Origin of the sequence: Myxococcus sp. AB056, from assembly GCF_006547365.1 — a bacterium.
Taxonomy (GTDB): Bacteria; Myxococcota; Myxococcia; order Myxococcales; family Myxococcaceae; genus Myxococcus; species Myxococcus virescens.
This window is the reverse complement of the sequence record NZ_VHLB01000157.1, coordinates 1-11,244: the sequence shown is the minus strand read 5'-3', so window position 1 is coordinate 11,244 and position 11,244 is coordinate 1. Positions and strand designations below refer to the sequence as shown.

Here is an 11,244-nt window from a genome sequence, read left to right as displayed (position 1 = left end):
GGCCGCGGTGCTTCGTGGGGGCGGAGCGCCGCGGGGACTCGACGGCATGGCGAAAAGGGGCGCGGGTTCCGGTGAGGTGGGGCCTCCCGGAGCCCGTCGCGTCTTCTCCCGGGCTCGCGGTCCAGTCGCGGCGGGTGGAGCAAGGCTCCCGCCCTGCGCTGACCAGGCGGGCAGGCAGGGGACTCCATGGGCGCGGATGCAGGGGGGCGAGTGTGCAGTAGCATCACCCGAGAGGCCGGTCATGGCTGCGGGGTAGGAGGACGGGCGGGACGGGGCATGCGTCACGGGAGGCAGGGCATGGGGGTGGTATCCGCGCTGGCGGTGGTCGGGGTGCTGCTGACGGCACAGACAGCGCAAGCTTCGGGGCTCCAGCGGCGGACCCAGGACCCGGAGCGGCTGGCCCCCTTCGGATTGATGCTGGACGCCAGCGCACCCGAGGGCGCGGGCCTGTCACTCTCCTTCCGGCCCACGCGAATGCTCCGGCTCCACGTGGGCGGCACGCACAATGGTGTCCGTCCCGGAGCGCGCGTGGGGCTCACGCTGCTGCCCTTGAAGGGGCGCCTGACGCCCGCGCTGACGCTGGAGGCCGGCCATGCGCGGCCCGCGAATGGTGAAGGCCTGGAGCGGCGCATCGTGGACCGCACGCAGATGCCCATCCATTCGCTGGAGCGCGTGGGCTACTCCTACGCGAGCGCCCTGCTGGGCTTCGAATGGCAGGCCCCGAAGCGGCTGACCTTCTTCGTGCGCGGCGGCTTCAGCATCATGCGCCTCTACAGCCCGGGCATCGTCGGCGTGGACGAGCAGTTCCGCGACGCGCTGGAACCCGCGAACTTCCACGGCTGGAGCCTGAGCAACATCGAGCCCACCGCGAAGCTCGGCATCCTGTTGTCCTTTGGCTGAGCCGAGGCCGCTGCCTCAGTCCGCGCGCGGCTGGGACAGCACCGCGTCGAAGAAGGCCAGCACCTGCGCCTCCGCCCAGAAGTGGGGCCGGTGTACCTGGCCGCCGACGAAGCCGACGTGTCCACCGTGCTCCGTCACCACGACGCTCAGGTGGGGATTCGCGGCGGCGGCGGGCGGGATGACGGGCGTCTCCAGCATCGGGTCGTCCGCGGCGCTCAGCAGCAGCGTGGGCCGGCGGATGGCGTGCAGCCGGGGGCCGGCGGAGGACTCCGCGTAGTAGTGGGCGGCGTCGCGGAAGCCGTGCAGCGCGGAGGTGACGGCGTCGTCGAAGGCGCGGATGGTGCGCGCCGCCTCCATGGCCCGGCCGTCGAAGGCCCCCGGAAAGTGACGCAGCTTTTCGCGGGCCTTCTGCTTCAGCGTCCGCAGGAAGCGCTCGCGGTACAGCCGGTGGAAGGGGCCTCCCGCGTCGAGCTTGCGACAGCAGGCGCTCAAGTCATACGGCGCGCTGACGGACGCGGCGGCCTCCACGGGCGCGTCGTCGCCCAGCGTCTCCAGCAGCCGGCACAGCACGTTGGCGCCCAGGGAGAAGCCCACCGCGAACAGCGGGCCGGTGACGCGGGCGCGCGTCTCGTTCAGCACCCGGAGCGCGTCGTCGATGTCGCCCGAGTGGTACGAGCGCGCCAGCCGGTTGGGCTCGCCGCTGCATGAACGGAAGTTGAGCGCGGTGGCGCCCCAGCCGCGCGTCTGAGCACCGCGCAGGATGGCGGTGACGTAGCCCGCGCGGGACGAGCCCTCCAGGCCGTGCAGCGCCACGACATGCGGCGCGCCCGCCGCGCCGTCGAAGGTGTCCAGGTCGACGAAGTCGCCGTCTGGCAACTCCATGCGCTCGCGTCGCAGCGCGGGCGTGCCGGTGGGGCGCACGAGCGAGGCGTAGATGGTCTGCGCATGCTCGTTGGCCAGGCCGGGCGCGGGCACGAAGGGTTGGGTGGGCTGGAATCGCACGGCCGGGGGATAACGCCCGTGCGCGGGGACGACAAGCGCTCTTGCCGCCAGGCGCCTAGTCCTTGGCGTCGTCAGGGCGGCGCAGGGTGGCCAATCGGCGGGCCATGCGCATGGACGCGCATCCCTGCTCGCGCAAGGCGCGGGCCTCCGCCTGGAGCCCGAAGAGGCCCAGGTACTTCTCCACGCGCTCCTCCAGCGTGGGGGCCTCGATGAGGGTGCAGACTTCATCCGCCTGGTAGTCGCGGCAGATGGCGGGCCGCTCCTCGTAGACGCCGCAGAGGTTGTCCTCTTGAAGGTGTGGGCAGCGCAGGCCCAGCGGCTTGTCCAGCGCGGCGATGTCCGGCGCCACGCAGCAGGCGCCGCAGCGCGTGCACTCCACGGGCTTGGAGGGGGGGCCACTCATAGGGGCACCACCTTTTCCACCGTGCCCAGGTTCGTCACGGTGAGGCGCGCGCCCTGGCCCTTCTTCCAGACGAGGAACGTCCGTTCGTCCTCCGGCTCCAGCACGTGCTCATGGGCGCCGTCATCCTCGTAGCGCAGCCGCACCGTGTACGTCTCCTCGCGGCGCAGCCGGTCCGCGGCGCCCACGGCCAGTTCGGGCCAGCGCGGCGCATCGTTGGTGCCGGACGCCTCCCTGCGCGTCAGCGGCTTCCACTCATGGGTGTCGTAGGTGCACTGGTCCGCATACACGGGCTCCCGGCGGTAGCGCGTCTCGTTCTGGCAGTCCTCATAGGACTCGCGGCAGTACTTCGTCACGTCCTCGCACACCTCCTCCATGAAGCCGTTGCCCATGTCCTTGCGGCGGCACTTCTCCTCCGTGCCGCAGGCCACCTTGCGCGACTTCGTCCGGCACACCCGCTCCGTGCCGTCGGGGACGCGGCGGGTGCCTCGCTGGACGGACACGCAGTCGCGGATGTCGGCCACGCCCGCCACCTCGCCGGTGCCGTTGACGGGCATGCGGGGCGTGACGGAGCGCAGCTCGTTGCGCCAGCCCCGCTTCGTCACCCGGGTGAAGCGCTCCTGAATCACGGTGCGCTTCCAGGCCGTGCCCGTCACCTCGCCGGGAAACTCATGCGCCTTGCCTGCCCACAGACCGAAGACACTGGAGCCGAGGCAGCAGAGGAGCAGCGAGCCCAGCGCCAGGAGCATTGGCGCCTTGCGCTTCGCGGGACGCGACTGCGGCGGGGGTGGTGGTAGGGGGGCGTCGAACGCCTGGCGTGGAGCCGCCTTCGCGTCGTCGGTGCGCTCGGCGCCGCAGTGCTTGCAGCGCGTCGTGTCCCCCCGCGTGGCCGCGCCGCAGAAGGCGCAGAACCAGTCCTCTCCCGCCTTGGCCAACTCCAACGCCGCCGCGTCGGTGACGCCCTCGCGCAGCGACTTCCCGCTGGCCGCGTCCACGCCGCCGAAGTCGAACTCCGACTCCTTGCCCGTCAGCTCGCGCGGGTTGTTGCACTGGGGGCGGCGCTTGTGCCGGGCGCGAATCGACTTCGTGTCACACGAGGTGCAGTTCCACGTGCCCTCGATGATGCGGGTTCTGCGGGCCATGCGCGCATCCTAGCCGCACGCTCACGCCCACAGCGCGCGAGCGAAGGGGATGTCCGCGGCGGTGGGCAGGCCCTCGCACAGGGGCCGCACCATGGGCAGCGAGCCATCCCGGGCCTCGCGGCTGGCTTCGGGGAGCCGGGCCACCCACGGCATGGTGCCCGGCTCCTCCCACAGCACCACCTTGGACAGCCCGGCCTTGTGGGCCTGGGCCCCCGCGGCCTCCAGCAGCGCGGCGGCATCGTCCTCGGAGCGCGCGTCCAGCATCAGCACCACCAGCTCTCCCTGGCGGGCCATCATCGCCCACAGCGCCGTGGACGCGCCCACCACCGCGCCGCAGGCCCGGGGCCGGGGGCGGCGCAGCAGCTCCGCGTAGATGCGCTCGCGCTCCAGGTGCCAGTCCACCTGCGTGGCGTCCGGCCACAGGTAGAAGGGCACCTCCGGCCGCCGCATCCGCTCGAGCGCCGAGGGCACGTCCGCGTCTTCCAGCAGCGTGTCCACCTTGTGAATCACGGGCCCATTGCCCACCGGCAGGTGCCAGTCCCAGGCGGGGACCTCCTGGTAGCCGGAGCGCCGGTAGATGCGGGCGCCCACGTCGGAATAGAGCACGGCGGCCTGGGCGTCCGGCTCCGTGCGCTCCAGCTCCGCGGCCACCTGGTCCATCAGCCGCGTGGCATGTCCGTGTCCGCGCAGGGCCGGCTCGGTGTAGACGCTGGCGATGACGAAGCTGTCGCCGCGCGTCGTCTGACAGTCGGGGCCGCGCAGGTAGCTGGGCGTGCGGAACGTCTCGCATGAGGTGAGCACGCGGCCGGCGTCATCGCAGAGCAGCCAGGTGCGCATGGTGTCCCGGCTCCAGGGATGGACGCGCAGCCGCTGCTCCCGCTCGAGGAACTGCTCGACGGTGAGGGGCGACCCCCAGGCGGTATAGGTGTGGCGGTCTCTCTCCGCCTTCTGTGCTTCGTTGGCGACGACCAGATGCATGGCGGGGCAGGGTAGTCGCGCGCGCGACGCTTCGCAGCAGCCCTGGAGGGCCCGTGAGGCCTGCCTGCCTTCCGCCTTACAAGCGCACGGTGTAGGGGAACCGGAAGTGGAGCTGAAGGTAGGCCTGTCCCACGTGGAAGATGCCATCGCGCAGGCGCTCGGGCAGGCCCAGGCCCCCCAACTCCTGCGGGACGTAGAACGCGGACTCCCAGCCCACGCCTAGCAGGAAGCTCTTGGAGAGCTGGAGCTCCAGGTCGATGCCCACCTCCGCGCCGGGCCGCAGGAAGTGCGTGTTGGGCAGCGTGTCCGAGTGCATGTAGACGTACGTCAGCAGCAGCCCCGCGCCGAGCGACAGCCGCGCCGGGCTGGACGTCAGCGGCACCCCCAGCGACAGCGGCTTCCAGGTGGCGCCGTACATGCCGGTATTGCGCAGCTTGGGGGAGATGATGAGCGCGTCCGGGATGAGGATGGACGGGGAGATGCGGACCTCATCCAGGCTCTTGGCGTACTTGCGGTAGCGCTGGGGCACGCGACGCTGGTTCTTCTTCAGCCACTCCTTGTCCAGCACCGCCTCCACGGAGAGCTTCAGCCCGGTGTGGATGGGCTGGTCGTCGAACACGGGCCCGAAGAAGGCGAAGGCCGCGGGCCCCACCCCCACGTCCACTGGGACGCTGACGCGCTGGGCGGAGGCCGCGGCGGGGACGAGCAGGGCGCAGAACAGCAGGAGCGGAGCGGGGCGCAGGGACATGGGCCTTTTTCTTTCAACAGCGGCCTGGAAGGCGGTGTGAACGGACCCACCCGGTGCGGTGGCTGCGGGGCGTGTCCGAATTCGACCATTAAGCCATTGAAGCGCGGCGGGCCTTTGAAGCAGGAAGGGTGCTGCGTCGGCATCGGGGGGGAACACAGGACTTCCACACCCGGACTCAGGCTTTTGCCGGCGTCGTTGACCTGGAGACCCGATGCTTTCCGCTGCCTTCTTGATTGCCACGTCCCTGCAGGCCCAGACGCCTGCGCCCGCTTCCTCCACGCCGCCGGCGCCCACCGCGGAGACCGCGCCCGCCGCGCCCCTCAGTGTGGAGGAGCGCGCCGCCATCGCCGCCGAGCGCGCCGCCGTCGCGGCTGAGCGCGCCGCCGAGGCCAGCGCCCGTGCCGCCGAGGCCGCCGAGCGCGCCGCCGCCGCCACCGTTCCGCCACCGGCCCCCGCGCCCGAGGCTGCTCCCGCCACCGACAAGAAGCAGGGGGAATGGGACGTCACCGTCGGCCTGGGCCTCATCTCGCTGACGGGTAACGCCTCCACCCTGACGGTGAGCGGCCTGGCCAGCGCCCAGCGCACGACGGAACACTGGATCTACGCCATCAAGTCCTACGGCTCCTATGGCCGCAGCCGTCCGCCCGAGGTGACGGGCGAGGAGGCTGCGTCCCAGGTGGTGGCGTTCAACGCGGGCCTGGAGCTGCGCGGCGACCGGCGCTTCACCGACGTCATCAGCGGCTACCTGCTGGCGGGCGCGGAGACGGACCACGTGAAGAGCGTGGAGTCGCGCACCTTCGGCGAAGGCGGTCTGGGCGTGCTGTGGTGGGACGAGAAGAAGGAGAAGGGCCGCGAGTCCTACCTCCGCACGGATGCCGCCTTCCGCTACGCCAACGAGACGCGCTTCCAGTACTACCCCACGCGGATGAACCTGCCGGATGTCGACCTGGGCGGCCCGCGCTTCGGCGCCGTGTTCCGCTACGGCCTGGCGCAGAACGTCACCTTCAAGGAGGACGTGGAGGTGCTGGTGAGCGTCATCGGCGACTCGCGCATGCTCTTCAACAGCCAGACGCAGCTGTCCGTGGGGCTCACCAAGCAGCTGTCGCTGGGCACCAGCTTCCTGGTGAAGCACGACAGCGCGCCGCCTCCGGGCAAGGTGTCCACGGACACCGCGCTGGCGCTGAACTTCGAAGTGATGCTGTAGCCCGCAAAAGCAACGCGGCGCCGGGGATGTCCCTCGGCGCCGCGTGTGGGTGGAGTGGGGCGGTGGCCGCCCCAACCGCCTTACTGCTTGGGAGCGCCGGACTCCTCGCCCGTCTTCCCTTGCTTGCGGATGCCGCCGCCGTAGCGGCCTTCCTCGGCGTCCGCGCCGATGTCGATCGCCTGCAGGTCGCTGTACGTCGAACCCGGAGGCGTGGCGCCGCGGAAGCGGGTGCCCAGGTCCACCATCGGAATGGCGAGCATCAGCACCACGAAGATGATGGAGACAGCAAATACCAGTCGGTTGGCGCCGCGGTGGTCAGCCAGGTGCATGAAGTAGAGCAGCACCAGCGTGCCCTTGGTGGAGGCGATGACGAGCGCCAGCACCAGGCCCCAGGTGGGGATGTGGATGCGGCCGGTGACGACCGTGACGACCGTCAGCACGAGCAGCAGGCCCCAGATGAGCCAGTAACGGCCCGCTCCGTGGTGCTCCTCACGCATGTTCTGTTCTTCTTGCCGGGATTCGTTGGCAATGCCCATGGTGGAGGAACCCTTCAAACGAGGTACAGCATCGGGAAGAGGAAGATCCACACCAAGTCGACGAGGTGCCAGTACATGCTGCCCAGCTCGACCATGGTGAAGTTGTTCGGCCCGAAGTCGGCCTTCTTCAGCGCGCGGACCATGGAGAAGGCCAGCACGATCATGCCGATGACGACGTGGATGCCGTGCAGGGCCGTCGCGCAGAAGTAGACCGTGAAGTACAGGGGCACGCCCGGAAGCTGGATGCCCTCGTACGAGTAGAAGCGGCCCGGCAGCGTGCCAATCTCGAACTTGTGGTGGTACTCGAAGTACTTGATGACGAGGAAGCCGACGGCCATCACCAGGGTGAGGCCAATCTGCACCGCGACCATCTTGTTCTTCCCCTCCTTCGCGTAGTGCACCGCGAGCGCCGCGGTGAGCGAGGAGGTGATGAGCACCACCGTATTGATGGTGCCCAGCGTCAGGTCCAGGCTGCGGCTGGCGGCGGCCCACGCCTCCGGGAAGAGGAAGCGGTAGATGCCGTAGCAGATGAAGAGGCCGGCGAAGAGCAGGATTTCCGTCGCCAGGAACAGCCACATGCCCAGGCGCGCGGCGTGGTTCTGCACCTCGAGCGAGGCGAAGTGGCCGGCGAGCCGGGGGACGGGCAGGGCGGCGCCCCCGGCGGCGTGAGAACTAGACTGCATCGGGCACCTCGGCCTTCTTGGGGTCCACGTAGAAGTGGGGCTCCTCCGGGAACACCGGCTGCGGCCCCACGAAGTTGTGGGTCGGCGGCGGAGACTCGGACAGCCACTCGTAGCCCTTGCTGCGCCACGGGTTCTTGCCGGACGCCTTGCCGTAGATGAGGGCGTACGTCAGGTACATGGCGATGATGATGAACCCGAACGCCAGCAGCGTCGCGCCGGCCGTGGAGGCCACGTTCAGCGCCTGGAAGCGCTCCGGGTACTCGTAGTAGCGGCGCGGCATGCCGTTGTTGCCCAGCAGGAACTGGGGAATGAACGTGGCGTTGAAGCCCAGGATGATGAGCGCCGCGGACACCAGACCCCAACCCTCGTGGTACGTGCGCCCGAACATCTTCGGGAACCAGTAGTGGAGGGCGGCCAGGAAGGCCATGATGGTCGCGCCCACCATGATGAAGTGGAAGTGCGCCACCACGAAGTAGGTGTCGTGCCAGGGGACGTCCAGCGACACCGTGCCCAGCGCGATGCCCGTCATGCCACCGAACACGGTGAAGAACAGGAAGCCGCAGAAGTAGGCGAAGGGCGTCTTGAACTCGACCGCGCCCTTGTAGACGGTGCCCACCCAGTTGAAGACCTTGATGGCGGTGAACACACCCACCAGCATGGTCAGCACGCCGAACAGGCCGCCCGCGAAGGTGGACTGGCCGGACACGAACATGTGGTGGCCCCAGGCGAAGAAGCCCACGAAGGCGATGCCCAGGCTGGAGTACGCCACCGCGCGGTAGCCGAAGATGTTCTTGCGGCTGTAGGTCGCGACGATCTCGCTCATCACGCCGAAGGACGGCAGCACCATGATGTACACGGCCGGGTGGCTGTAGAACCAGAACAGGTGCTGGAAGAGCACCGGGTCGCCGCCGCGCGCCGGGTCGAACATGCCGAACCCGAACAGGTTCTCCACCGTCACCAGGACCAGCAGCAGGCCGATGACCGGCGTGGCCAGCACCTGGATGGCGCTGGTGGCGTAGATGGCCCACACGAACAGCGGCATCTTGAACCAGGTGATGCCCGGCGCGCGCATGGTGTGGCACGTCACGATGAAGTTGATGCCCGTGACGATGGAGCTGAACCCGATGATGAACGCGCCGAACAGCACCGGCGCCACCGTGGCCGTCGTGTGCGCGCTGTACGGGGTGTAGAACGTCCAGCCCGTGTCCAGGCCGCCGTTGAGCATGCCCCACAGCGCCAACACCGCGCCGGCCAGGTAGATGTAGAGCGACAGCAGGTTCAGCCGGGGGAAGGCCACGTCCTTGGCACCCAGCATCAGCGGCAACATGAAGTTGCCGAAGACGGCGGGGATGGCCGGAATCATGAACAGGAAGATCATGACCAGGCCATGGAGCGTGAACGTACGGTTGTACGTCATCGCGTCCATGATGGTCGGGCCTGGCGTCAGCAGCTCCACCCGGATGAGCAGCGCGAAGATGCCGCCCACCAGGAAGAACAGCAGGACCCAGAACAGGAACATGAGCCCGATACGCTTGTGGTCGACCGTCAGCAGCCACGACTTGATGGTGGTGCCGTCGACCAGGTAGCTCGGGTGGTGGTCGTGATGCTCCTCGGGCGCGGGGGTGGCGCCCGGGGCTGCAATGCTACTGGATGGCGTCATAGGCGGGTCCCTCGGAGGCGCCCTCACGGACGTTCGGAGTGCGAAGCGACTTGATGTACTCGACGATGGCGGCCGTCTCCGGGCCCTGCAGCTTGCCCTGGTAGGTCGGCATCACGTTCTGGTAGCCCGCCACCAGGTGGGCGCCCGGGTCCATCATCGACTGGGTGATATAGGCCTCGTCCACGCGGATGGTCTGCCCGTCCTCGAGCTGCTCCACGCGGTCATACATTCCCAGGAAGGTGGGGCCGATGTGCTGCGAGCCGTCCACCGAGTGGCACTTGAGGCAGCCCTGGGTGCCCGCGAGCACCTGGCCCTGCTCCACCATGCGCGCCACCGGCGGCACCAGGGAGTTGTCCGCCAGCGCGTCCTGACGGTCCTGCAGACGGCCGCGGCGCTGCTCCTGGATCCAGTTCTCGTACTCCTCCTGCGGAAGCACGACGACCTCGGCCAGCATCTTCGAGTGCGACAGGCCGCAGTACTCGGTGCACAGCACCTGGTACGTGCCCGGCTTGGTCGCCTCGAACCAGATCTGCGTGTAGCGGCCCGGGAGCGCATCCATCTTGATGCGGAAGGCCGGCACGTAGAAGGAGTGCAGCACGTCACGCGAGGTGATGAGCAGACGCACCGGACGGTTCGCCGGCACGTGCAGCACGTTCACCCCGTTGGGGCCCTCCGGGTAGGAGAACTTCCACATCCACTGCTTGCCCATGACGTAGACATCCATCGAGTCCTTGGGCGGCGTGGTGACCCACGTGAAGTCCCGGAACCCGATACCGAACCAGGCCAGGAAGAACACGAGGGGAACGGAGACGAAGAGGAACTCCGTCTTCAGGGTGGGGACGATGTACTCCGTCGCCTGCGCCGGGAGGCGACGACGGTAACGGAAGAAGAAGAACAGGGCCGCCAGACCGACCGCCGTCGACATCACCATCGTCGTACCCACGACGAAGTGATGCAGCGTGTCGATTCGCTCCGCGAACGTGGACGCGGCCTCCGGGAGGAACAGGATATTGTTGAGAAGCTCGCTCATGCCGCCGCGCCTTTCTTCAGCTCGCGCCTCCAGAAGTAGATCAGCATCGTCGCCAGGGCGCAGAACACGGCTATGCCGCCCAGGCGGATGAACCCGAAGATGTAGAAGCCATACCGCCGACTGGCGGTGTCATACTTGAAGCAGGACAGGATGATCTGATCGAAGCTGGTGCCCACGCGGCCATTGGCCGCCTCCAGCAACGCCAGCTTCATGTCCGAGGGGGGAAACGTCGTCCCGTAGAGATACCGGGAGATGCTGCCTTCCGGCGTGAGCACGTGCACCACGGCTGCGTGGGCGTACTGCTTCGTGCTCTCATCGTAGGTGTACTTGAAGCCCAGGGCGTCCGCGAGCCGGCGGATTTCCGCGTCCGTGCCGGTCAGGAAGTGCCAGGGGGCCGTCTCCGGCTTGCCCATGGACTGCAGGTGCCGCCGCCGCCGCTCCAGGCTCTGGGCGGGCGTGTCGTCAGGGTCGATGCTGACGGTGACGGCTTCGTAGTCCTTGCCCAGCTCGAGCCCGAGCTCCTTCATGGACTGCACCTGGGCGTTGAGCACCAGGTTACAGAGCATGGGACAGTTGTAATAGACGAGCGTCAGCAGGGTGGGCCGCGCCTTCGGCACCACGTCGCCCAGGCGCACCTCGCGCCCGGAGGCGTCGAGGAAGCGGGTGTCCATGGGCACCAGCTCCCCCAGATGCTCCTGCACGTCCACACCTTGGATGGGGGGCGGCAGGTCCTGCTGTGCCTCCAGGATGGCCCGGGGCGTCTTCCCGGCACCTGGCATGGCGGAGGCCGGCACCGCGACGGCCAGCACCAGCGCCGCCGCGGCGAGGAAGCCCGCGCGGCGGGCGCGCGGAAGGATGTAGGAGCGGGTGGACATCATTGCAGGACGGCTCTTACGACAGGGGAGCGGTGAAGGCTACTGCTGCGGTGCCGGAGGCGTCTGCCCGGGAGGGGTCTCCGGGG

General features: G+C 68.9%; 12 protein-coding genes. 2 read left to right on the top strand and 10 right to left on the bottom strand.

Annotated features, from left to right (window positions below):
* The first annotated feature begins 297 nt into the window (after nucleotides 1–297).
* Nucleotides 298–900 (top strand): hypothetical protein, encoded by a 603-nt coding sequence (locus FMP39_RS36120; protein ID WP_141594500.1) that lies wholly within the window; start codon nucleotides 298–300, stop codon nucleotides 898–900.
* A gap of 15 nt (nucleotides 901–915) precedes the next feature.
* Here the strand turns inward: FMP39_RS36120 and FMP39_RS36115 are convergent, their stop codons facing one another.
* The 5 genes from FMP39_RS36115 to FMP39_RS36095 all read right to left on the bottom strand — a co-directional run bounded on the left by FMP39_RS36115 (nucleotide 916) and on the right by FMP39_RS36095 (nucleotide 5,170).
* Entirely contained in the window at nucleotides 916–1,902 is a 987-nt protein-coding gene (locus FMP39_RS36115) for a hydrolase (RefSeq protein WP_141594499.1), read from the bottom strand.
* A gap of 55 nt (nucleotides 1,903–1,957) precedes the next feature.
* The gene (locus FMP39_RS36110) at nucleotides 1,958–2,305 is read right to left on the bottom strand and encodes a YkgJ family cysteine cluster protein (protein WP_141594498.1); all 348 of its coding nucleotides are present in this window, start codon (nucleotides 2,303–2,305) and stop codon (nucleotides 1,958–1,960) included.
* Nucleotides 2,302–3,444, bottom strand: a complete 1,143-nt coding sequence (locus tag FMP39_RS36105) for a hypothetical protein (protein ID WP_141594497.1) — start codon at nucleotides 3,442–3,444, stop codon at nucleotides 2,302–2,304. Before FMP39_RS36105 ends, FMP39_RS36110 begins: the two co-directional genes overlap by 4 nt.
* A 21-nt stretch (nucleotides 3,445–3,465) precedes the next feature.
* Complete coding sequence (locus FMP39_RS36100; RefSeq protein ID WP_228558627.1) at nucleotides 3,466–4,422, bottom strand: GNAT family N-acetyltransferase; 957 nt, start codon at nucleotides 4,420–4,422, stop codon at nucleotides 3,466–3,468.
* 76 nt (nucleotides 4,423–4,498) lie between these two features.
* Nucleotides 4,499–5,170: a hypothetical protein gene (locus tag FMP39_RS36095; RefSeq protein WP_141594495.1), complete on the bottom strand. Its 672-nt coding sequence runs from the start codon at nucleotides 5,168–5,170 to the stop codon at nucleotides 4,499–4,501.
* A 211-nt stretch (nucleotides 5,171–5,381) separates the two neighbouring features.
* On the opposite strand from FMP39_RS36095, the gene FMP39_RS36090 reads away from it, so the two are divergent.
* Nucleotides 5,382–6,374: a DUF481 domain-containing protein gene (locus FMP39_RS36090; protein ID WP_141594494.1), complete on the top strand. Its 993-nt coding sequence runs from the start codon at nucleotides 5,382–5,384 to the stop codon at nucleotides 6,372–6,374.
* 80 nt (nucleotides 6,375–6,454) lie between these two features.
* Here the strand turns inward: FMP39_RS36090 and FMP39_RS36085 are convergent, their stop codons facing one another.
* From FMP39_RS36085 to FMP39_RS36065, 5 genes are read right to left on the bottom strand one after another with little or no spacing between them, the layout of a single operon-like run.
* Entirely contained in the window at nucleotides 6,455–6,910 is a 456-nt protein-coding gene (locus FMP39_RS36085) for a cytochrome C oxidase subunit IV family protein (RefSeq protein ID WP_141594493.1), read from the bottom strand.
* A 14-nt stretch (nucleotides 6,911–6,924) separates the two neighbouring features.
* Nucleotides 6,925–7,593 (bottom strand): cytochrome c oxidase subunit 3 family protein, encoded by a 669-nt coding sequence (locus tag FMP39_RS36080; RefSeq protein WP_141594492.1) that lies wholly within the window; start codon nucleotides 7,591–7,593, stop codon nucleotides 6,925–6,927.
* Nucleotides 7,583–9,253, bottom strand: a complete 1,671-nt coding sequence (gene ctaD, locus FMP39_RS36075; RefSeq protein ID WP_141594491.1) for a cytochrome c oxidase subunit I — start codon at nucleotides 9,251–9,253, stop codon at nucleotides 7,583–7,585. The genes FMP39_RS36080 and ctaD overlap by 11 nt, the downstream gene beginning before the upstream one ends.
* The gene (gene coxB, locus FMP39_RS36070) at nucleotides 9,237–10,283 is read right to left on the bottom strand and encodes a cytochrome c oxidase subunit II (RefSeq protein WP_090492139.1); all 1,047 of its coding nucleotides are present in this window, start codon (nucleotides 10,281–10,283) and stop codon (nucleotides 9,237–9,239) included. The genes ctaD and coxB overlap by 17 nt, the downstream gene beginning before the upstream one ends.
* Nucleotides 10,280–11,161: an SCO family protein gene (locus FMP39_RS36065; protein ID WP_090492140.1), complete on the bottom strand. Its 882-nt coding sequence runs from the start codon at nucleotides 11,159–11,161 to the stop codon at nucleotides 10,280–10,282. The genes coxB and FMP39_RS36065 overlap by 4 nt, the downstream gene beginning before the upstream one ends.
* Nucleotides 11,162–11,244: the final 83 nt, after the last annotated feature.

Excerpts from the sequence above, each read along its gene's own strand:
- FMP39_RS36120 (WP_141594500.1), top strand. The coding sequence starts at position 298 with ATGGGGGTGGTATCCGCGCTGGCGGTGGTCGGGGTGCTGCTGACGGCA.
- FMP39_RS36110 (WP_141594498.1), bottom strand. The coding sequence starts at position 2,305 with ATGAGTGGCCCCCCCTCCAAGCCCGTGGAGTGCACGCGCTGCGGCGCC.
- FMP39_RS36105 (WP_141594497.1), bottom strand. The coding sequence starts at position 3,444 with ATGGCCCGCAGAACCCGCATCATCGAGGGCACGTGGAACTGCACCTCG.
- FMP39_RS36100 (WP_228558627.1), bottom strand. The coding sequence starts at position 4,422 with ATGCATCTGGTCGTCGCCAACGAAGCACAGAAGGCGGAGAGAGACCGC.
- FMP39_RS36095 (WP_141594495.1), bottom strand. The coding sequence starts at position 5,170 with ATGTCCCTGCGCCCCGCTCCGCTCCTGCTGTTCTGCGCCCTGCTCGTC.
- FMP39_RS36090 (WP_141594494.1), top strand. The coding sequence starts at position 5,382 with ATGCTTTCCGCTGCCTTCTTGATTGCCACGTCCCTGCAGGCCCAGACG.
- FMP39_RS36085 (WP_141594493.1), bottom strand. The coding sequence starts at position 6,910 with ATGGGCATTGCCAACGAATCCCGGCAAGAAGAACAGAACATGCGTGAG.
- FMP39_RS36080 (WP_141594492.1), bottom strand. The coding sequence starts at position 7,593 with ATGCAGTCTAGTTCTCACGCCGCCGGGGGCGCCGCCCTGCCCGTCCCC.
- ctaD (WP_141594491.1), bottom strand. The coding sequence starts at position 9,253 with ATGACGCCATCCAGTAGCATTGCAGCCCCGGGCGCCACCCCCGCGCCC.
- coxB (WP_090492139.1), bottom strand. The coding sequence starts at position 10,283 with ATGAGCGAGCTTCTCAACAATATCCTGTTCCTCCCGGAGGCCGCGTCC.
- FMP39_RS36065 (WP_090492140.1), bottom strand. The coding sequence starts at position 11,161 with ATGATGTCCACCCGCTCCTACATCCTTCCGCGCGCCCGCCGCGCGGGC.